This window comes from Burkholderia sp. Ax-1719, assembly GCF_011753055.1.
GTDB lineage: Bacteria > Pseudomonadota > Gammaproteobacteria > Burkholderiales > Burkholderiaceae > Paraburkholderia.
Genome location: NZ_VWWJ01000008.1, coordinates 153,729 through 173,967, shown reverse-complemented (window position 1 = coordinate 173,967; position 20,239 = coordinate 153,729). Strand labels below are relative to the sequence as shown.

Annotated in this window: 15 protein-coding genes; 8 read left to right on the top strand and 7 right to left on the bottom strand. The window is 65.5% G+C overall.

Translation table 11 applies throughout. The features are described from left to right. Positions 1 to 192 precede the first annotated feature (192 nt). A complete protein-coding gene (gene glnE, locus F3J17_RS17150) occupies positions 193 to 3,033 on the top strand; it encodes a bifunctional [glutamate--ammonia ligase]-adenylyl-L-tyrosine phosphorylase/[glutamate--ammonia-ligase] adenylyltransferase (RefSeq protein ID WP_167060939.1) in 2,841 nt (946 codons plus the stop codon). Positions 3,034 to 3,076: 43 nt separating this feature from the next. Here glnE and recN read toward each other — a convergent pair whose 3' ends face one another. Together recN and F3J17_RS17140 are read right to left on the bottom strand one after the other, a co-directional pair. Continuing rightward, complete coding sequence (gene recN / locus F3J17_RS17145) at positions 3,077 to 4,759, bottom strand: DNA repair protein RecN (RefSeq protein WP_167060936.1); 1,683 nt, start codon at positions 4,757 to 4,759, stop codon at positions 3,077 to 3,079. Positions 4,760 to 4,904: 145 nt separating this feature from the next. Beyond that, positions 4,905 to 5,825, bottom strand: a complete 921-nt coding sequence (locus tag F3J17_RS17140; protein ID WP_167060933.1) for an NAD kinase — start codon at positions 5,823 to 5,825, stop codon at positions 4,905 to 4,907. 241 nt (positions 5,826 to 6,066) lie between these two features. On the opposite strand from F3J17_RS17140, the gene hrcA reads away from it, so the two are divergent. From hrcA to pabB, 7 genes are all read left to right on the top strand, one after another. Next, positions 6,067 to 7,086 (top strand): heat-inducible transcriptional repressor HrcA, encoded by a 1,020-nt coding sequence (gene hrcA / locus F3J17_RS17135; RefSeq protein WP_167060931.1) that lies wholly within the window; start codon positions 6,067 to 6,069, stop codon positions 7,084 to 7,086. 171 nt (positions 7,087 to 7,257) lie between these two features. Continuing rightward, positions 7,258 to 8,325: a ferrochelatase gene (gene hemH / locus F3J17_RS17130; protein ID WP_167060928.1), complete on the top strand. Its 1,068-nt coding sequence runs from the start codon at positions 7,258 to 7,260 to the stop codon at positions 8,323 to 8,325. Positions 8,326 to 8,379: 54 nt separating this feature from the next. Next, positions 8,380 to 8,787 (top strand): RNA-binding S4 domain-containing protein, encoded by a 408-nt coding sequence (locus F3J17_RS17125; RefSeq protein ID WP_167060927.1) that lies wholly within the window; start codon positions 8,380 to 8,382, stop codon positions 8,785 to 8,787. A gap of 505 nt (positions 8,788 to 9,292) precedes the next feature. Then, on the top strand, positions 9,293 to 9,853 hold the full coding sequence (grpE, locus tag F3J17_RS17120) for a nucleotide exchange factor GrpE (RefSeq protein ID WP_167060924.1): 561 nt from the start codon (positions 9,293 to 9,295) through the stop codon (positions 9,851 to 9,853). Between the two features lie 289 nt (positions 9,854 to 10,142). Then, positions 10,143 to 12,101, top strand: coding sequence for a molecular chaperone DnaK (gene dnaK, locus F3J17_RS17115; RefSeq protein WP_167060920.1), 1,959 nt, complete (start codon positions 10,143 to 10,145; stop codon positions 12,099 to 12,101). A 287-nt stretch (positions 12,102 to 12,388) separates the two neighbouring features. Beyond that, positions 12,389 to 13,522, top strand: coding sequence for a molecular chaperone DnaJ (gene dnaJ / locus F3J17_RS17110; RefSeq protein WP_167060918.1), 1,134 nt, complete (start codon positions 12,389 to 12,391; stop codon positions 13,520 to 13,522). A 66-nt stretch (positions 13,523 to 13,588) separates the two neighbouring features. Beyond that, the gene (pabB, locus tag F3J17_RS17105) at positions 13,589 to 15,478 is read left to right on the top strand and encodes an aminodeoxychorismate synthase component I (protein WP_167060915.1); all 1,890 of its coding nucleotides are present in this window, start codon (positions 13,589 to 13,591) and stop codon (positions 15,476 to 15,478) included. A gap of 86 nt (positions 15,479 to 15,564) precedes the next feature. On the opposite strand, the gene panB is transcribed toward pabB, so the two are convergent. The 5 genes from panB to F3J17_RS17080 all read right to left on the bottom strand — a co-directional run bounded on the left by panB (position 15,565) and on the right by F3J17_RS17080 (position 20,102). Next, the gene (panB, locus tag F3J17_RS17100) at positions 15,565 to 16,380 is read right to left on the bottom strand and encodes a 3-methyl-2-oxobutanoate hydroxymethyltransferase (protein WP_167060912.1); all 816 of its coding nucleotides are present in this window, start codon (positions 16,378 to 16,380) and stop codon (positions 15,565 to 15,567) included. 73 nt (positions 16,381 to 16,453) lie between these two features. Then, complete coding sequence (locus F3J17_RS17095; RefSeq protein WP_167060909.1) at positions 16,454 to 17,134, bottom strand: deoxynucleoside kinase; 681 nt, start codon at positions 17,132 to 17,134, stop codon at positions 16,454 to 16,456. Beyond that, entirely contained in the window at positions 17,131 to 17,697 is a 567-nt protein-coding gene (gene folK, locus F3J17_RS17090) for a 2-amino-4-hydroxy-6-hydroxymethyldihydropteridine diphosphokinase (protein WP_167060906.1), read from the bottom strand. The genes F3J17_RS17095 and folK overlap by 4 nt, the downstream gene beginning before the upstream one ends. Before the next feature lie 72 nt (positions 17,698 to 17,769). Further along, positions 17,770 to 19,419, bottom strand: coding sequence for a polynucleotide adenylyltransferase PcnB (gene pcnB / locus F3J17_RS17085; protein ID WP_167060904.1), 1,650 nt, complete (start codon positions 19,417 to 19,419; stop codon positions 17,770 to 17,772). After that, positions 19,416 to 20,102 carry an HAD family hydrolase gene (locus F3J17_RS17080; protein WP_167060901.1) on the bottom strand — a complete coding sequence of 229 codons (687 nt, stop codon included), beginning with the start codon at positions 20,100 to 20,102 and terminating at the stop codon, positions 19,416 to 19,418. Before F3J17_RS17080 ends, pcnB begins: the two co-directional genes overlap by 4 nt. Positions 20,103 to 20,239 lie beyond the last annotated feature (137 nt).

Genomic DNA, 20,239 nt, shown 5'->3' with positions numbered 1-20,239 from the left:
GAATAAATGGCCCGGCCACCTGCCGATCATGCACGTTTGGCGCGCGTTAGCGGCTATAGCCGTCATCGACACACCTGCCAGTTTTTTCTCGCCATCTCCGCTCCCTGCGTTGCATGCCAAACACGTTGGCCAGATCGACTGCCGCTCGACTGCCGCGTGACCCGCCTAGCTATCCACCTGGCCAGAGCCTTCATGACTGACATTCCTCTCCTGAGTTCCAGTTATTCGCGCTATGCGGCGCGCGTCTATGCCGCCCGTCCGGAGCTGGCCAACGAGGTCGCGGCGCTGGCCGCCGCGCCGATCACGCGCGAGCGCATCGTCGCGCGGCTCGACGCCCTGTGTCTGCAGGCAAGTCAGCCAGCAAGCGGCACGCCCGGCGCGTCCACGGCTTCCAGCCTCCCGGCGCTCACCGACGAGCAACTGAAAAAAGCCCTGCGCCACCTGCGCATCGAAACGATCTGCGCGGTGATGGAGCGCGACCTCGCCCGTAGCGCCGACGTCGTCGAAGTGACCGGCACCATGACCGACCTGGCCGAAGTCGCGATCGAGCGCGCGCTGGCGGTGGTGAGCGCCGACCTCGAAATGCTCTTCGGCGAGCCTCGCGGCCCCAACGGCGAGCGCCTGACGCTGGGCGTGGTGGGCATGGGCAAGCTTGGCGGGCGCGAACTCAACGTTTCGTCTGACATCGACCTGATCTTCGTCTACGAGGACGACGGCGAAACCACCGGCGGCCAGCGCTCGCCGATCGCCACCCAGGACTTTTTCACGCGCGTGGGCAAGCGTCTGATTGGCGCGCTGTCGGACGTGACGGCGGACGGTTTCGTGTTCCGCGTCGATATGCGCCTGCGCCCGAACGGCGATTCGGGGCCGCTGGTGTGTAGCCTCGGCATGCTCGAAGAGTACTTTTACGTGCAGGGCCGCGAGTGGGAGCGCTACGCCTGGATCAAGGGACGGCTGGTTTCCGAACGCGAGAGCGATAGCGCCCAGCGTCTGGCTACGCAGCTGGACGCGCTGGTGAAGCCCTTCGTCTATCGCCGCTATCTGGACTTCGGCGTGATCAGCGCAATCCGCGCGCTGCATCTGCAGATCCGCCAGGAAGCGCAGCGCCGCGCCATGATGCGCCCCGACAAGGCCGACGACATCAAGCTCGGGCGCGGCGGCATCCGCGAAATCGAATTCAGCGCCCAGGTGTTCCAGCTGATTCGCGGCGGCCAGGACGCGGGCTTTCGCGTGCGCCCGACGCTTGCGGTGCTCGGCTATGCGGCCGCGCGCGGGCTGATCGCCCCCGAGATCTGCCACGAACTGACGCTGGCTTACGACTTCCTGCGCGAACTCGAACACCGCCTGCAATACCGCGACGATGCGCAGACGCACGCGATGCCCGTCGATGAAGCCGAGCGCGCGGCGCTCGCGCAGTCGATGGGCTACGACGACTACGCGGGGCTCATGACCGTGCTCGAAGCGCATCGCGAAAAGGTCGAACTTCAGTTCGACCAGATTTTCTCCGACAAGGTGGGCGGCGAAAGCGGCTGCGGCGCGCCCGACGACGGCGTAGCGGCGTGGGTCTGGAGCAGCGCGCTTGCGGAAGAGGGCGCCGACGGCGATCTGCTGGAGCGTCTGACCGAACTCGGCATCGACGATCCCGCGCCGCTGCTCGCGCGTCTGCGCGGCCTGTGGCAGTCGTCGCGCTACACCGGCTTGCCCGAGAAAAGCCGCGAACGCTTCGACAGCGTCGCCAAGCGCGCGCTCGAAGCGGCGCGCACGATGGAGCCGCGCGAGCGGCGCGGCGACACGCTCGCGCGCATGTTCGACCTGCTCGAAGCCGTGATCCGGCGCGGCGCGTATCTGGCGCTGCTTACCGAATATCCGGATGCGCTCAACCGCGTGCTCAAAGTGCTGGGCGCGTCGCGCTGGGCGGCGGGCTATCTGATCCGCCATCCGCAACTGCTCGACGAACTGCTCGACGACGAGGCGATTTCGTCGCCGTTCGACTGGCCCGTGTTTTCGCGTCTGCTGCGCGCGCGCCTCGCCACCGCCGCCGACATGGAGCAGCAGATGGATCTGCTGCGCCACGCGCACCAGGCCGAAGTGTTCCGCATCCTGCTTAACGATCTGGCGGGGCGGCTCTCGGTGGAGCATGTCAGCGACCGGCTGTCCGAACTCGCCGATGCGGTGCTCGACGTCACCATCGAAACCGTCTGGAAGCAGTTCGCGAAACGCCATCGCGAGGTGCCGCGTTTCGCGGCGATCGCCTACGGCAAGCTGGGCGGCAAGGAACTGGGCTACGCCTCCGACCTCGACATCATCTTCCTCTACGACGACGAGGACGATCGCGCCGCGGAAATCTACGCGGCGTTCGCGCGCCGCCTCATCACCTGGCTCACCACGGCGACGGGCGCGGGCACGCTGTTCGACATCGATCTGCGGCTGCGGCCCAATGGGGAGTCGGGCCTGCTCGTGACGGATCTCGATTCCTTCCGGCGCTATCAGCTGCGCGAAGGCGACGCGGCGAATACGGCCTGGGTGTGGGAGCACCAGGCGCTCACGCGCGCGCGCTTTTCGGCGGGCGACGCGGCGATTGGCAATGCCTTCGAGGCGATCCGCGTGCAGGTGCTGACGACGCCGCGCGACGCCGCGCCGCTCGCGCAGGAAATTGTCGAGATGCGTCAGCGCGTCGAGGACGGACACCCGAACCGCACGGCGCTGTTCGATCTGAAGCACGATCGCGGCGGCATGGTCGACATCGAGTTCACGGTGCAGTACTGGGTGCTGCTGCACGCCGCGCAGGACCCGGAGCTGATCCGCAATACCGGCAATATCGCGCTGCTGCGCGAGGTGTCGCGGTTCGGGCTGATGAGCGAAGCGGAAGCCGACGCCGTGGGTTCGGCGTATCGGCTGTATCGCAAGCTGCAGCATCAGCTGCGGCTGGACGGGATGGAAACCGCACGCGTCGATCCGGCGCGCGTGGAAGCGGAGCGCGAGGTGGTGCTGGGGTTGTGGAAGCGGGTGTTTGGGGAGCGAAGCGGGGAGTGAGCAGTGAGCGCTGGCGGCTCGCCAGATCGCGAAATCGCGAGGCTCAAGCCGCCAGCATCTCCTTCGCATGCCGCCGCGTGGTCGCGGTGATTTCCAGTCCGCCGAGCATGCGCGCGACTTCCTCCACGCGGCTGGTTTTGTCGAGCGCCGTGACCGCCGAAACCGTGCCGCCGTTGCCATCACCGGCCTTGGCCACCTGGAAGTGCTGGTCGCCGCGCGCCGCCACCTGCGGCAAGTGCGTGACGCACAGCACCTGACGCGCTTGCCCAAGCTGATGCAGCAGCCGCCCGACCACTTCTGCGACACCGCCGCCAATGCCCGTGTCCACTTCGTCGAAGATCAGCGTGGGCGTGGGGCTCGCGGCGCTGGCGATCACCGCGAGCGCGAGGCTGATACGCGCGAGTTCGCCGCCCGAGGCGATCTTCGCGAGCGGGCGCAGCGGCACGCCCGCGTGGCCCGCGACGCGGAATTCGATCTGCTCCAGACCATGCGCGCCGCCGACGGGCTCGCCGTTGCCGCTATTGCCGCCCAGCGGCACCAGCGCGACTTCGAAGCTGCCGCCCGCCATTGAGAGTTCCTGCATGCCCTGCGTGACCGCCGCGCCCAACGCCTGCGCGGCGCCCGCGCGCGCCGCCGAGAGCTGGCGCGCTTCGACCATGTACGCTTCGTGCGCCTTGTCGGCGGCGGCGCGCAGCGCGTCGAGATCGGACGCGGCGTCGAGCAGCGCCAGTTGCTGGCGGCGCGAGGCGTGTTCCGTGGGCAGGGCCTCCGGCTGCAGGCGGAATTTGCGCGACGCCGAGTGCAGCGCGTCCAGGCGTTTTTCGACCTGGGCGAGGCGGTTCGGATCGAGTTCGAGCCGCTGCGCGTAATGCGACAGCGAGTAGGCCGCTTCCTGAAGCTGGATCGCCGCCGGTTCGAGCGCGGCGAGCGCATCGCTGAGTCCGTCATCCACTTCGGCCAGATCGCGCAGCTTCGAGACGATCGAGTTCAAACCGGAAATCATCGCGTCGTCGGATTCTGACAGCGCCACCAGTGCGCCTTGCACGCCTTCGATCAGATTCGCCGAATTCGACAGGCGCGTGTGTTCCGCGCTCACTTCTTCCCATTCGCCCGGCTGCGGCGCGAGCTTGTCGAGTTCGGCGAGTTGCCAGGCGAGGCGCTCGCGTTCGAGCTGTTGCTCGCGCTCGCGCGCCTGCGCGGTCTGCACGGCGAAGCGCGCATCGCGCGCGTCGCGCCAGGCGCGGGTGACGCGCGCGGCCAGTTCGAGCAGGCCCGCGTGCGTGTCGAACAGTTCGCGCTGGGCGTCCGGTCGCATCAGCAACTGGTGCGCGTGCTGGCCGTGGATATCTACCAGACGCTCGCCGATGTCGCGCAGTTGCGCCAGTGTTGCGGGCGTGCCGTTGATGAACGCGCGCGAGCGGCCGCCGCTATCGACCACGCGGCGCAGGATCACGCCGTTCTCGGCGTCGCTGTTGGTGAGCGCCTGTTCTTCCAGCCATGCCGCGACGTGCGGCGGCGCATCGAATTCGGCGGTGATGTCGGCGCGGCTCTCGCCTGCGCGCACCACGCCCGCGTCGGCGCGCGCGCCCAGCGTGAGCGCAAGGGCGTCGATGAGAATCGACTTGCCCGCGCCGGTCTCACCGGAAAACACGGTGAAGCCGCTGTCGAATTCGAGGTCGAGCGCGGCGACGATCACGAAGTCGCGAATCGAGAGATGACGGAGCATGGCGTCTTGAATCTGGCGGATGGCGCTGGCGCCGGGTCGATGGTTCGTTGTTTCAGCGGGATCGTCAGGATCTTCGCGATTGTCACGATCGTCACGACTGTCGCGATGGCGGCCGACGCGCGCGCATCGCTGACAGATTCGTGCGTCAGTCCTGCGGATCAGGCGTCAGGTTTTGCAGCGCGGGCGGCTCGTTCCAGTGCAGCTTCTGGCGCAGCGTCCGGTAATAGCTGTAGCCGACCGGATGCAGGAACGGCACGGTATGGCGCGAGCGGCGCACTTCGATCACGTCGTTGAGCTCGACGGCGGTGAACGACTGCATGTCGAAGTTCACGTTGACGTCGCGGCCCGCGACGATCTGGATGCTCACCTTGCAGTCGTCCGGCAGCACGATCGGGCGGTTCGAGAGCGCATGCGGCGCGATAGGCACGAGCACGATGCCCTGCAGTTGCGGATGCAGAATCGGCCCTTGCGACGACAGCGCATACGCCGTCGATCCCGTGGGCGTGGCGACGATCAGGCCGTCCGAGCGCTGGTTGTACATGAAGCGGCCGTCCACATGGACGCGCAGTTCCGCCATGCCCGAGAAGCCCGAGCGGTTCACCACCACGTCGTTGAAGGCGAGCGCATGGTAGATCGGGTCGCCGTCGCGCATGATGCGCGATTCCAGCAGCGAGCGCTCCTCGCGCTCGAAGCTGCCCGCGAGCAGTTGCGGCACGATCTCCTGCATGTCGGAGAACGGGATGTCAGTGATGAAGCCTAGACGCCCATGATTGATGCCGATGAGCGGCGTGCGGTAGGGCGCGAGCTGGCGGCCGATGCCGAGCATCGTGCCGTCGCCGCCGAGCACCACGGCCACGTCCGCGCGCGCGCCGATTTCGGCGGGTTGCAGCGCGGGATAACCGCTCACGCCGATCTCCTGGGCGGTCTGCGCTTCGAACACGACGTCGAAGCCACGCTGGGAGATGGTCTGGGCGAGCGCCGTCAGCGGCTCGCCAATGCCTTGCGTATTGCTGCGCCCAACGAGCGCAACCGTTTTGAACTGGCTCTGGATCTTCTGGATCTGCATGCCCGCATTACACCATAGTCAGTGCATGAAAAGAACCTCACGACCGCGCTCATGCCCAATGGGCGTGGGCCGGACCGCTCCTGGGCAGATGCCGGTGACACGGCTTTGACATCTGCGTGACCTGCCGATGAACGTAAGACACGCGCAAACGCCGGTGCGCGCGCTGTCAAGCGGCAGGCGCAACACTGCCGCCCGCGCCCGTACTCGCCGCCAACCCGGCATTAGGCTAGAATTTTCAGTCATGCTAGATCCCCGCGCACAAACCCTCCTCAAAACGCTGATCGAGCGCTACATCGCCGAAGGTCAGCCGGTCGGCTCGCGCACGCTGTCGCGTTTCTCCGGGCTCGAACTGAGCCCGGCGACGATCCGCAACGTGATGTCCGACCTGGAGGAGCTGGGGCTCGTTTCCAGCCCGCACACCTCGGCGGGCCGCGTGCCCACGCCGCGCGGCTACCGTCTGTTCGTCGACACCATGCTGACCGTCGAGCCCTCCACTGAGGAGGACGCCGTCACGCGCGCGGTCAAGACCACGCTGCGCCCCGGCGAGCCGCAGAAGGTGGTGGCGGCGGCGGCCAGCGTGCTGTCGAACCTCTCGCAGTTCGCGGGCGTGGTGCTGACGCCGCGCCGCAGCCACGTGTTCAAGCAGATCGAGTTCATGCGCCTGTCGGACAAGCGCATCCTGCTGATTATCGTGACGCCCGAAGGCGACGTGCAGAACCGCATCATGGCGACGCAGCGCGACTTCACGCCTTCCGAGCTGATCGAAGCTTCCAATTACATCAACGCGCATTTCGCGGGTCTCTCCTTCGACGAGGTGCGCCGTCGCCTGCGCGAGGAAATCGACGCCCTGCGCGGCGACATGACCAGCCTCATGCACGCGGCCGTGACCGCCAGCACCGAGGACACCGATACCGGCGAGACCGTGCTCATTTCCGGCGAGCGCAATCTGCTGGAAGTGGCCGATCTTTCCTCGGACATGGCGCGCCTGCGCAAGCTGTTCGACGTGTTCGACCAGAAGACCAGCCTGCTGCAACTACTGGACGTCTCCAGCCACGCCCAGGGCGTGCAGATCTTCATCGGCGGGGAGTCGCAACTCGTGCCGATCGAGGAAATGAGCGTGGTGACCGCGCCGTACGAAGTCAACGGCAAGATCGTCGGCACGCTGGGCGTGATTGGCCCCACGCGCATGGCCTACAACCGCGTGATTCCGATTGTCGATATCACCGCGCGCCTGCTTTCGCTCACGCTCAGCCAGAACTGAGCGTTTGCCGGTCCGCTTCTCCCTTTGCACGCATGATCGCCCGAAGCGGCGCGGCGCGCCATTAGCCGAATGGCTAACGTAGTCCGGTCGCATCCGGGTAAAACCCCGCCCGCTATAATGCGCACTTGTGCAACCGTTGCCGCGCCTCGCGCGTGGCGTTCCTGATCGCCTATGCGTTTCGACCTCGAGCGGCCCCTGCAGTCCGCTGTCGCGCATCGTGTCGCGGTGCTGCTCATCAATCTCGGCACCCCCGACGCGCCCACGCCGCGCGCCGTGCGCCGCTATCTCGCGCAATTTCTCTCCGATCCGCGCGTGGTTGAGATACCCGCGCCCATCTGGCAGGTGATCCTGCGCGCGCTGATCCTGCCGCTGCGTGGCCGCTCGTCCGCGAAGAAGTACGCGGCGGTCTGGACGCCCGAGGGATCGCCGCTGCGCGTGCACACGCAAAAGCAGACCGACGCGCTGCGCCACCTGTTCCAGATCAACGATTACACCGTGCTGGTCGATTACGCGATGCGTTACGGCACGCCCGACATTCCCGCGATCCTCAATCAGCTCAAGCTGTCGGGCGCGGAGCGCATCCTGCTGGTGCCGATGTATCCGCAGTATTCGGCCTCGACCACCGCGACGGCTTTCGACGCCGCTTTTGCTGCACTGCGGCGCATGCGCAATCAGCCGGAAATCCGCACCATCAGGTCGTATCACGACCATCCGGCGTACATCGGCGCGCTGGCGGCGCAGGTCCAGCAGTACTGGCAGACGCATGGCCGCCCTGATTTCGCTTCGGGCGACCGTCTGGTGCTGAGCTTCCACGGCGTGCCGAGCCGCACGCTCGATCTCGGCGATCCGTATCACGATCAGTGCCAGCAGACCGCTTCGCTGCTCATGCATGCGCTGGGTTTGTCGACGGTCGAATGCCGCGTGACGTTCCAGTCGCGCTTCGGCAAGGCGCAGTGGTTGCAGCCTTACACCGCGCCCACGCTCAAGGAACTCGGGCAGGGCGGCGTGCGTCGCGCGGACGTGTTCTGCCCCGGTTTTACAGCGGATTGCCTGGAAACCATCGAGGAAATCGGCATGGAAGTGCGCGACGAATTCCTGCATGGCGGCGGCAAGGAGTTCCACCGTATTCCGTGCCTGAACAATTCGCCGGCGTGGATTTCGGCGCTGGGAGAGATCGTTGCGCAGAATCTGCAAGGCTGGCCGGTGCAGGCGCCGGCTCATGCGGGCGCGGCGGCCTGACAGCGCCTGATTGCGTTTGAGCACGGCTGCAGCATTGTCAGCAGGAAGTCATCGATGAACTACAAGATCTCCACCGAACCCGGCGCGCGTCTGCGCATCGATAAATGGCTCTGGGCGGCGCGGTTTTTCAAGACGCGTTCGCTGGCCACGGATGCCGTGAACAAAGGCCATGTGCGGATTAGCGGCGAGGCCGTCAAGGCGTCGAAGGACGTGCGCGTGGGCGATCGAGTTGAAATCGAGATCGATCACGTGCGTTGGGAAGTGGACGTGCTGGGAATCTGCGAAGTGCGCGGGCCGGCGAGCGTCGCGCAGCAGCTTTATGCCGAAACCGAGGAAAGCCGCGTGGCGCGCGTGGCTGAGCAGGAGCGGCGCAAGCTGTTTCGCGAGCCGGCCTCCGCGTTGCACGGCAGGCCGACCAAACGCGACCGGCGCACTATCGACAAACTTTCGCGTGAGGATTGAAGAGCGCTTCCATCGTGGCGTGCGCGCTCCCATATTCCGTGGTGTTGTCGTTCACGGCGCCCGACATGCAGATGGTGGTGGTCCCGGCGATGAGTACCAGAGCGACCACCGAGATGGCAAAGGTCAGTTTCACGGTACTCCCCAAGGGATCGCTGCAAAACGGCCAGACATGGGGTCCGTTATGGTGCGTGCGGACCGGTTCGGTGGGGTGCTGAAAGCTCCGGGTAAACACCCCGTGAGCAGCACCTGTTCCTGAGTGTAGGTCAGCCGCGCGGCGCACTCAATTCGATTTTTTCCGCGCTGCAGTAATGGTTGTAACCGCCGGTTTCGGCGCTTTGAAATTTGTCTAAAAAAGCGCGCGGGAGCCCTTGAAACAAGCGATCCGGCACCCATGTGCTGTCGCAATGTACGAAGCATCTGTCGCGCTGGCGCAACGCGCTGCGGACAGAGGGGCTAGATGGCCCGCGCTTCGTTCCCTTTTTACTATTCAACGACGTTCAGCGACATGGAAAACACGCAAGAGAACCCGACGAGCCAGAACCCCACGCCCGCGGACGAGGCGTCGCAAGCCGCTGCCGCCGCCCAGCAGGAAGGCGTTGCACCGGCAGCCGAAGGCGCGGACGCCGCGCTGGCCGAAGCCCAGGCGAAGATCGCCGAGCTGCAGGACGCGTTCATCCGCGCCAAGGCCGAGACGGAAAACGTCCGCCGCCGCGCGCAGGAAGACGTCACCAAGGCCCACAAGTTTGCGATCGAAAGCTTCGCCGAGCACCTGCTGCCGGTGGTGGACAGCCTCGAAGCCGCGCTCGCGCACGGCTCGGACGACCTGGCCAAGGTCAACGAAGGCGTCGAACTCACGCTCAAGCAGCTCTCCGGCGCGCTGGAGAAGGGCAAGGTCGTGGCGATCAACCCGGTTGGCGAGAAGTTCGATCCGCACCGCCATCAGGCTATCTCGATGGTGCCGTCCGAGCAGGACGCCAACACCGTTGTTTCGGTCCTGCAAAAGGGCTATGTGATCGCCGAGCGCGTGCTCCGTCCGGCGTTGGTCACGGTTTCCCAGCCTAAATAAACGGCACCAGGCGGTCGATAACTGCCGTAGCCGGTTGCCTCGATTACCGCTTTCAACGGCTTTTACGCTGTGCGTGAAAGGCATTCGAAAGCGAAGGGTGGCGCATTTCCCCGAACATCGCGAAAATGCGCCGCCGATTGAAAAAAATTAACGAACGCATAGCCCGAAGCTCTTGAAAACGCCGTCTCGGCACTTATTTGGGCAGCAGTTCTGAATTTATTGAGGCGTCAAGCCAGCCACTGGATGAGCGGCGGACGCTACAGCGGATCAAATTGGAGAATTGAGAAAAATGGGCAAAATCATCGGTATCGACCTCGGCACCACGAACTCGTGCGTGGCGCTGATGGAAGGCAATCAGGTCAAGGTGATCGAGAACTCGGAAGGCGCTCGCACGACGCCGTCGATCATCGCCTACATGGACGACAATGAAGTGCTGGTCGGCGCACCGGCCAAGCGTCAGTCGGTCACGAACCCGCGCAACACGCTGTACGCAGTCAAGCGCCTGATCGGCCGCCGCTTCGACGAAAAGGAAGTGCAGAAGGACATCAACCTGATGCCTTACCAGATCGTCAAGCACGACAACGGCGACGCATGGGTTGCCGCGCACGGCCAGAACCTCGCACCGTCGCAGGTTTCGGCAGAAGTGCTGCGCAAGATGAAGAAGACCGCTGAAGACTACCTCGGCGAGCCGGTCACGGAAGCAGTGATCACGGTTCCCGCGTACTTCAACGACAGCCAGCGTCAAGCCACCAAGGACGCAGGCCGCATCGCCGGTCTGGAAGTCAAGCGCATTATCAACGAACCGACCGCAGCCGCACTGGCTTTCGGTCTGGACAAGGCTGAAAAGGGCGACCGCAAGATCGCCGTGTTCGACCTGGGCGGCGGCACGTTCGACATCTCGATCATCGAAATCGCAGACGTTGACGGCGAAATGCAGTTCGAAGTGCTCTCGACCAACGGCGACACGTTCCTCGGCGGCGAAGACTTCGACCAGCGCATCATCGATTACATCATCGGCGAATTCAAGAAAGAGCAGGGCGTCGACCTCTCGAAGGACGTGCTCGCGCTGCAACGCCTGAAGGAAGCCGCTGAAAAGGCCAAGATCGAACTGTCGTCGGGCCAGCAGACCGAAATCAACCTGCCGTACATCACGGCAGACGCATCGGGTCCGAAGCACTTGAACCTGAAGATCACGCGCGCCAAGCTGGAAGCGCTGGTCGAAGACCTGATCGAGCGCACCATCGAGCCGTGCCGCGTGGCGATCAAGGACGCAGGCGTGAAGGTCGGCGACATCGACGACGTCATCCTCGTCGGCGGCCAGACGCGTATGCCGAAGGTGCAGGAAAAGGTGAAGGAGTTCTTCGGCAAGGATCCGCGCCGTGACGTGAACCCGGACGAAGCCGTGGCCGTTGGCGCCGCGATTCAAGGTCAGGTTCTGTCGGGCGACCGCAAGGACGTGCTGCTCCTCGACGTGACCCCGCTTTCGCTCGGTATCGAGACGCTCGGCGGCGTGATGACGAAGATGATCAACAAGAACACCACGATCCCGACCAAGCACGCACAGGTCTACTCGACGGCTGACGACAGCCAGTCGGCCGTGACGATCAAGGTGTTCCAGGGCGAGCGCGAAATGGCAGCCGGCAACAAGCTGCTGGGCGAGTTCAACCTTGAAGGCATTCCGCCGGCACCGCGCGGCGTGCCGCAGATCGAAGTGAGCTTCGACATCGACGCGAACGGCATTCTGCACGTCGGCGCGAAGGACAAGGCGACCGGCAAGGAAAACCGCATCACGATCAAGGCGAACTCGGGTCTGTCCGAAGCCGAAATCGAAAAGATGGTGAAGGACGCCGAAGCGAACGCGGAAGAAGATCACCGTCTGCGTGAGCTGGCCGACGCGCGCAACCAGGGCGACGCTCTGGTGCACAGCACGAAGAAGGCCGTGGCTGAGTACGGCGACAAGATCGACGCGTCCGAAAAGGACAAGATCGAAGCCGCGCTGAAGGAACTCGAAGACACGCTGAAGGATGCGTCGGCTGACAAGGCGACGATCGAAGCGAAGGTCGAGGCGCTCTCGACGGCATCGCAAAAGCTCGGCGAAAAGATGTACGCCGACATGCAGGCGCAGCAGGCTGGCGCGGCAGGTGCAGCGGGTGCGGCGGGTGCAGGTGCAGCCGGTGCCGAGCAAGGCGCGCAGAACCACGCCGACGACGTCGTCGACGCCGAGTTCAAGGAAGTCAAGAAGGACTAAGTGTCCTGACAGTGTCCACCCGCTTCGGTCACGGCCCCATGGTTGCGGCCGAAGCAGTAGGGACGGCAGCGGCCGCATCGGTTACGATGCGCTCTGCATTGCAGCGCCTGGCGGGCCTTCACGGCCCTCCGGGCACATTTGTTTTATGGAGGTCGTTCTTTTTCAGGGGCCGCAAGCGCGTCGACATCGCGTGCGCGGGGTTCAAAAGGAACGGCTAACGGGTCACGAGATCCAGCATTCAAGAGGAGCCGGCGTGCGCGCAGCGTGCGCTTCGGCGTTGAACCGATATGGCGAAACGGGATTACTACGAGGTTCTGGGCGTCGCGAAGAACGCGAGCGACGACGAAATCAAGAAGGCGTATCGCAAGCTGGCGATGAAGTACCACCCCGACCGCAATCCGGACAACAAGGATGCGGAAGAGCATTTCAAGGAGGTCAAAGAGGCCTATGAAATGCTGTCGGACTCGCAAAAGCGCGCGGCATACGACCAGTACGGCCATGCGGGCGTCGATCCCAACATGGGCGGCGCGGGCGCGCAGGGCTTCGGCGGTTTCGCGGACGCCTTCGGCGACATCTTCGGCGATATCTTTGGCCAGGCGGCAGGCGGCCGCGGCGGCCAGCGCAGCGGCCCGCAGGTGTATCGCGGCGCAGATCTGCGCTACAGCATGGAAATCACGCTGGAACAGGCCGCGCACGGCTACGAAACGCAGATCCGCGTGCCGGGCTGGAGCAGCTGCGAAGTCTGTCACGGTTCGGGCGCGAAGCCCGGCACCAAGCCGGAAAGCTGCCCGACCTGCCACGGTTCGGGTTCGGTGCGCATGTCGCAGGGCTTTTTCAGCATCCAGCAGACGTGCCCGAAGTGCCACGGCACCGGGTCGTACATCCCTGAACCCTGCACGTCCTGCCACGGCGCGGGCAAGGTGAAGGAAACCAAGACGCTGGAAGTGAAGATTCCGGCGGGTATCGACGACGGCATGCGCATCCGCTCGGCCGGCAACGGCGAGCCGGGCATCAACGGCGGTCCGTCGGGCGATCTGTACGTCGAAATCCACATCAAGCAGCACGGCGTGTTCGAGCGCGACGGCGACGATCTGCATTGCCAGATGCCGATCCCGTTCTCCACGGCGGCGCTCGGCGGCGAGATCGAAGTGCCCACGCTGGCGGGTCGCGCGACCTTCCCGGTGCCCGAAGGCACCCAGTCGGGCAAGACGTTCCGTCTGCGCGGCAAGGGCATCAAGGGTCTGCGTTCGAGCATCGCGGGCGATCTCTACGTGCATGTGCAGGTGGAAACGCCGGTCAAGCTCACCGACCATCAGCGCGAACTGCTCCAGCAGTTCGAGAAGTCGCTCGTGGAAGGCGGTTCGCGTCATAGCCCGCAAAGCAAGAGCTGGTTCGACCGCGTGAAGAGCTTCTTCGATTGATGCGCGGTTCCTGGGGCGCGCTGGATGACCAGCGCGTTCCGGACCAGTCAGGCAGGTAGTCACACAATGGCAGTTACTCCAGGCGGCGCGGTGTTCGCGCTGCTCGACGATGGCGACTCGACGGCGCAGCGCCGTTCGAGCCGTCTCTATACGGGCTTCGTGCGCGAACTCGCGTGCGAGCGCCCAGCCGATCTCGACACGATTTGCGAGCAGGTGCGCGCCGCGCAGCAAGCGGGGCTGCACAGCCTCGTGCTCGGCGATTACGACTTCGGGCGCGCGCTCGTGCTCGGCAAGCAGACTGCCCCCATTCATGAAACGCAGCACGGCCACGCCGCGCTGCGTTTTTTCTTGTTCGAGCGCTGCGAGACGCTTTCGCGCGATGAAACCGATGCCTGGCTCGCCGCGCGCGAGGGCTGCACGTCGGACGAAGAAGCGCCCCATTCCGCAGGCATCGCGGGCGTCACGATGGGTGTCGACCGCGAGCGTTTCGAGCGCGATATCGGCGCGGTGCAGGACGCGCTGCGCATCGGCGATACGTATCAGGTCAACTACACCTATCGGCTCGGTTTCGAGGCGTTTGGGTCGCCGCTGGCGCTGTATCGGCGCTTGCGCGAGCGTCAGCGCGTGCGCTACGGCGCGCTGATCGCGCTGCCGGGCGACCGCTGGGTGCTGTCGTGCTCGCCGGAGCTGTTCGTCGAGAAACACGGCGACACCTTGCGCGCGAAACCGATGAAGGGCACCGCGGCGCGTTGGGCCGATCCGGCCGAGGACGCCGCCGCCGCGCAGTTCCTTGGCAACGATCCCAAGAATCGCGCCGAAAACGTGATGATTGTCGATCTGCTGCGCAACGATATTTCGCGCGTGGCGCAGACGGGCACGGTGCGCGTGCCGGCGCTATTCAGCGTCGAACCGTATGCGTCGGTGTGGCAGATGACCTCGACGGTCGAAGCGAAGTTGCGCGAAGGCACCACCTTCGCCGATGCGATGCGCGCGCTGTTTCCGTGCGGCTCGATCACGGGCGCGCCCAAGCATCGCACGATGGAACTGATCGACGCGCTGGAGCACGGCCCGCGCGGGCTGTACACGGGCACGATCGGCTGGCTCGACGCGGCGCGCGATGGCGAGGCTTGCGGCGATTTTTGTCTGTCGGTGGTGATTCGCACGTTGACGCTGGAAGCGGCCATGGGCGGAATGCGACGCGGCGAAATGGGCGTGGGCGCGGGCATCGTGCTCGACAGCGTGGCCGCCGACGAATACGAGGAGATGCGTTTGAAAGCCCGTTTCCTGACCGGGGCCGATCCCGGCATCGAACTGTTCGAGACGATGTACGCGACGCGCGCACAGGGCGTGCGTCACCTCGAACGTCATCTGGTGCGGCTCGCATCGAGCGCCGCGTGGTTCGGCTTTCCGTGTGATGTCGAGGCCTTGCGTACGCGTCTCGCGCAGGCTTGCGCTGAATGGCCCGGCGATGTCGCGAGCGACGCGCCGCATCGCGTGCGCGTTGCGCTGGCGAAAAGCGGCGAATTCACGCTGACGTCCGCGCCGCTCGCGCCGCTCGCGCACGACACCGTGGGCGTGATGTTCGCGCCGGACCACGGCTTCGCGCCGGTCGCCGCCGCCGATGCGCTGCTGCTGCGCAAATCCACGCGCCGCGCCGAATTCGACCGCGCATGGCGCGAGGCGGAAGCACACGGCGCCTTTGACATGCTGTTCTTCAACGAACGCGGCGAGCTGACCGAAGGCGGGCGCTCGAACGTCTTCGTGAAACTCGGCGGTCAGTGGTGGACGCCGCCGCTGGCCTCGGGCGTGCTGCCGGGCGTGATGCGCGGCGTGCTGCTCGACGATGAAGCGTTCGGCGCGCAGGAACGCGTGCTCACACGCGGCGACGTGCTGGAAGCCGAAGCGCTCCTGCTCACCAACGCCCTGCGCGGCGCAGTGCCCGCGAAGCTGATGTAAAAGCTGCGCAACCGCACAGCCCCAAACAAAAAAAGCGCGTGCCATAACGGTCACGCGCTTTTTTTACATCGGCACGAAAAACGGCTTCAGAAGCCGTGCTCGGGTCCCGGGAACGTGCCTTCCTTCACTGCCTTCACATAGGCGCGCACGGCCGATTCGATGTTCGGCTGGCCTTCCATGAAGTCCTTCACGAAGCGCGGACGCTTGCCGGGGAAAATGCCCAGCATGTCGTGCAGCACGAGCACCTGGCCCGAGCAGTCCACACCCGCGCCAATGCCGATGGTCGGAATGCGCAGCTGCTTCGTGACTTCCGCGCCGAGCGCCGAGGGCACCGCCTCGATCACCACCAGCTGCGCGCCCGCTGCTTCAAGGGCGAGCGCGTCGCGCACCAGCTGGGCCGCGCCTGCATCGGTCTTGCCCTGCACCTTGAAGCCGCCGAACGCGTGCACCGACTGCGGCGTGAGGCCGATATGCGCGCACACCGGCACCGCGCGCTCGACCAGCATCTTTACCGTGGGCGCGAGCCATTCGCCGCCCTCGATCTTGACCATCTGCGCGCCCGCGCGCATCAGCTTCACCGAGCTGGCGAAGGCTTCTTCCGGCGTGCCGAAGGTGCCGAACGGCAGATCGGCGATGATCAGCGCCTTCGGCTGCGCGCGCGCCACCGACGCCGTGTGATAGGCGATGTCGTCCAGCGTGACGGGCAGCGTGGTGGTGTGGCCCTGGAGCACATTGCCGAGCGAATCGCCGATCAGCACGGTATCGACGCCCGCGCGGTCGCACAGCGCGGAGAAGCTGGCGTCGTAGCACGTGAGCATGGCGATCTTTTCGCCGGCGTCGCGCATGGTCTGGAGCTTGGGCACGGTGACCGCGCTGCGGCTCGTTTCCTGCAGATAACTCATGGGGAAATCCTGGGGTGATCCGTTATGGAGGGAGAAACCGGAAGGGCTGTCGCGGGAATAAGCCTGGCAAGGCTCAGAGCGACGTGCCCTTGACGAACGATTCCTTGCGCCCGCGCATCGTTTCGATACGTTCGGCGATCAGCGCAAGGTCCTCGTCGGAGTCGAGCGGATTCAGATTTTCGACGCCGACCGTCAGTACCGGCGCACGGTCGTAATGATAGAAAAATTCGTTGTAGCTGTCGCACAACCCACGCAGGAAGGCGTCGGAGATGTGCTGTTCCACCGGCACGGCGCGTTTCTGGATGCGCGCGAACAGCGCTTCGGGGCTGGCCTGGAGATAGACCACCAGGTCGGGTGCAGGCGCCTGCACGGGCAGGCGCGCGGCCAGCGCGCGATAGAGCGGCAGTTCCTCTTCGGGCAGCGTGAGACGCGCGAACACGTCGTTGCGCTCGGCGAGGAAGTTGGTCACGAGCGGCGCGCCCGAGCCGCGACGCGCGCTCACTTCATGCGACAGACGCTCGCGCTGCAGCGCTACGGCAAGCTGCGCGGCCAGCGCGTGACGCGAGGCGTCGCGGTAGAAGCGTTCGAGAAAGGGGTTATCGGCGTGCGATTCGATCAGCGTCTGCATCTGCCAGCGCTCGGCCAGACGCGTGGCCAGCGCGGTCTTGCCTGCCCCGATCGGCCCTTCGATCACGATGTAGTCGAGCGCGGGCCGTACGGCGCGCGCGGTGACGATCGGCAGGGGCGTGTTCATCGGCAGGTGCCTGGTTTCTTGTCGACGCCGTCGACGGCATGATCCGCCGCCGCCGGTTCGGGCGCCGCGCCCAGACACTGGCACAGCGGCCGCAGCTTCTCGATACGCTGATCGGCGACGCCGGGCAGGAACGCGCTGACCACGCCCTGGCCGGGAATCACGAGTTCCGCGTCGATTTCGGCCAGCGGCGCGAGCACGAACGCACGGCCCGTCATGCGCGGATGCGGCACGATCAGGTCGGGGTCGTCGATCACGGCGTCGCCGAACATCAGCACGTCGATGTCGAGCGTGCGCGGCGCGTTGCGAAAGGGGCGTTCGCGGCCGAAGTGATCTTCGATGCGCTGGCACAGGCCAAGCAGATCGTGCGCCGTGAGGCACGTTTCGAGCTTCACGACGCAGTTGAAATAGTCGTCGCCGCCCGCGTCGATCGGCGCGGTGCGGTACAGACTCGATTTGGCGACCACGGTGATGGTGTGCTGTTGCGCAAGACACACCACCGCGTCTTTGAGGGTCTGGCGCGCATCCCCCAGATTTGCGCCAATTCCCAGCCAGGCAACCGTCATGGCTTCACTTCCTGCGGCTATCGTTGCAAAGGCGCGTTGACTGCGCCCACACTACGCTGCGCCTGCATGGCGTCAGTCCTCGTACGGGCCGTCGTCGGCCTGGTCGTGCGATGCATCCGCGCCGGTGCTCTCGGTTCCGGCGCCAGCTTCGCCCGCTTTACGGTTCTTCGCGCCGCCGCGACGGCGACGCTTGCGCGGCGAGCGCTCGCGATTGCCGCCGGCATTGAGCAACGTTTCGCGTGCGGTCAGATCGCCGCTGATGAAGTCGGTCCACCACTGGCCGATTTCGGCATCAAGCTCGCCCGATTCGCAGCGCAGCAGGAGGAAATCATACCCCGCTCTGAAGCGGGGGTGTTCCAGCAGCTTGATCGCGCTGCGGCCGCGCTTTTCGAGGCGCAGTTGCAGGCCCCAGATCTCGCGCATATCCGACGAGTAGCGGCGATGGATCGCCAGCTTCTCGGTCTGCATGTCGATCACGTCGTCCATCGCGCGATTGAGCGCGGGCACCGGGAATTCGCCTTCGGCTGTGTACTGGGTGAGGCGTTGCTGCACGTCGTGCCACAGCAGCGTGGCGAACAGGAAGCCCGGCGACACCGGCTTGCCCTGGCGCACGCGCGCGTCGGTGTTCGAGAGCGCGAGCGTGATGAAGCGTTCGCCTTGCGGCTGCTCCAGCACCACGTCGAGCAGCGGCAGCAGGCCGTGATGCAGGCCTTCCTTGCGCAGCCAGCGCAGGCATTCCAGCGCGTGACCCGACAGCAGCAGCTTGAGCATCTCGTCGAACAGACGCGCCGCCGGCACGTTGTTGATGAGATCGGCCATTTCCTGGATCGGGCCGCGCGTGTGTTCTTCGATCTCGAAGCCGAGCTTGGCCGCGAAACGCACCACACGCAGCATGCGCACCGGATCTTCGCGATAGCGCGTGGCCGGGTCGCCGATCATGCGCAACAGGCGCGCGCGCATGTCGGCCATGCCGTTGTGGTAGTCCAGCACGGTTTGCGTGGCCGGATCGTAGTACATCGCGTTGATCGTGAAGTCGCGGCGCGTGGCGTCTTCGTGCTGCTCGCCCCAGACGTTGTCGCGCAGCACGCGGCCGCTGGCGTCCACGTGGTGTGTCTTGCGGTCGAGTTCGTCGCGGCGCATGCGCTTTTGCGGCGCGGCGGGCGCGGCATTCGCGGGCGGCGGATCGACGAGCGCACGGAACGTCGAGGTTTCGATGATTTCCTGGCCGAACTGCACGTGCACGATCTGGAAGCGCCGGCCGATGATGCGCGCGCGGCGGAACAGCTTCTGCACCTGATCGGGCGTAGCGTCGGTGGCGACGTCGAAATCCTTGGGCGCGATGCCCAGCAGCAGGTCGCGCACCGCGCCGCCGACGATGAACGCCCGGAAGCCCGCTTGCTGCAGGCCTTCGGTCACGCGCACCGCATTGCGGGAAATCAGCGCCGGGTTGATGCCGTGCACGTCGGCGGACAGGATCACGGGCGTGGTCGGATCGGCGGCGCCTTTCTTGCCCTGCGCGCCGCGCGGCTTGGTTTCCTTCTTGACGGTGACGGTCTTGCGGCGCGCGCGGGCAGTCGTGCCCACATCGGTGCCCACATCGGTGCCGACGGCGGCGTCGCCGTCATGCGCTGCTGCGCGGGCGTCGTCGCCGTGTTCGCCTTGCGTTTCAACGGCTTCGGCGTCGTCCTGGCCGAACAGCTTGCGGATGAATTTCTTGATCACGAGGCTTGGAACAAATCGAGAATGCGCCAGCCTGCTTGTTGCGCGTGGGCGCGCAGGGTGTCGTCGGGGTTGGTCGCGATCGGGTCGGTGACTTTTTCGAGCAACGGAATGTCGTTGTGCGAGTCGCTGTAGAAGTAGCTGCGATCGAAGTCCGACCAGGTCTTGCCCATCGAGGCCAGCCAGGCTTCGACGCGCGTGATCTTGCCTTCGCGGAAGCTCGGCGTGCCGGTCGGGCGGCCGGTGAAAGCCGATTCCGGATGGCCGTCCACGGTTTCAACTTCGCACGCGATCAGCTTGTCCACGCCAAAAGCTTCGCCGATGGGCGCGGTGATGAATTCGTTGGTCGCCGTCACCATGCAGACGAGGTCGCCCGCGTCCTTGTGCTCGCGCACGAGTTCGATCGCCACCGGCAGCATGGCCGGCTTGATGACTTCGTGCATGTACTGGTCGTGCCAGGCCTTGAGCTGCGCGCGCGAGTGCTTGGCGAGCGGCGTGAGGGCGGCGACGAGGTACGCGTTGATGTCGAGCGTGCCGGCCTTGTACTGACCGTAGAAGAAGTCGTTCTGCTCGGTGAAGCGCTCGGCGTCCACGAGGCCGAGCTTCACCATGAAGCGGCCCCATTCGTGGTCGCTGTCGGTGGGGATCAGCGTGTGATCGAGATCGAAAAGTGCGAGATTAGCCATGGGCGCTCATTTTACTTGAAGCGGGTGAAGCCGTTGCCGGTGCCGGCGTGGGCCGGCGGGGCGGGCTGCGTGTTGGATTCGTCGGGCGCGGGCGCTGCTTCCGGTGCGTCCGATGCGTCTGGTGCGTCCGGCGTCTG

Excerpts from the sequence above, each read along its gene's own strand:
- panB (WP_167060912.1), bottom strand. The coding sequence starts at position 16,380 with ATGAGTTATCTGCAGGAAACGAGCCGCAGCGCGGTCACCGTGCCCAAG.
- hemH (WP_167060928.1), top strand. The coding sequence starts at position 7,258 with ATGCGTTTCGACCTCGAGCGGCCCCTGCAGTCCGCTGTCGCGCATCGT.
- grpE (WP_167060924.1), top strand. The coding sequence starts at position 9,293 with ATGGAAAACACGCAAGAGAACCCGACGAGCCAGAACCCCACGCCCGCG.
- recN (WP_167060936.1), bottom strand. The coding sequence starts at position 4,759 with ATGCTCCGTCATCTCTCGATTCGCGACTTCGTGATCGTCGCCGCGCTC.
- F3J17_RS17140 (WP_167060933.1), bottom strand. The coding sequence starts at position 5,825 with ATGCAGATCCAGAAGATCCAGAGCCAGTTCAAAACGGTTGCGCTCGTT.
- pabB (WP_167060915.1), top strand. The coding sequence starts at position 13,589 with ATGGCAGTTACTCCAGGCGGCGCGGTGTTCGCGCTGCTCGACGATGGC.
- hrcA (WP_167060931.1), top strand. The coding sequence starts at position 6,067 with ATGCTAGATCCCCGCGCACAAACCCTCCTCAAAACGCTGATCGAGCGC.
- folK (WP_167060906.1), bottom strand. The coding sequence starts at position 17,697 with ATGACGGTTGCCTGGCTGGGAATTGGCGCAAATCTGGGGGATGCGCGC.
- F3J17_RS17080 (WP_167060901.1), bottom strand. The coding sequence starts at position 20,102 with ATGGCTAATCTCGCACTTTTCGATCTCGATCACACGCTGATCCCCACC.
- dnaJ (WP_167060918.1), top strand. The coding sequence starts at position 12,389 with ATGGCGAAACGGGATTACTACGAGGTTCTGGGCGTCGCGAAGAACGCG.
- glnE (WP_167060939.1), top strand. The coding sequence starts at position 193 with ATGACTGACATTCCTCTCCTGAGTTCCAGTTATTCGCGCTATGCGGCG.
- F3J17_RS17095 (WP_167060909.1), bottom strand. The coding sequence starts at position 17,134 with ATGAACACGCCCCTGCCGATCGTCACCGCGCGCGCCGTACGGCCCGCG.
- F3J17_RS17125 (WP_167060927.1), top strand. The coding sequence starts at position 8,380 with ATGAACTACAAGATCTCCACCGAACCCGGCGCGCGTCTGCGCATCGAT.
- dnaK (WP_167060920.1), top strand. The coding sequence starts at position 10,143 with ATGGGCAAAATCATCGGTATCGACCTCGGCACCACGAACTCGTGCGTG.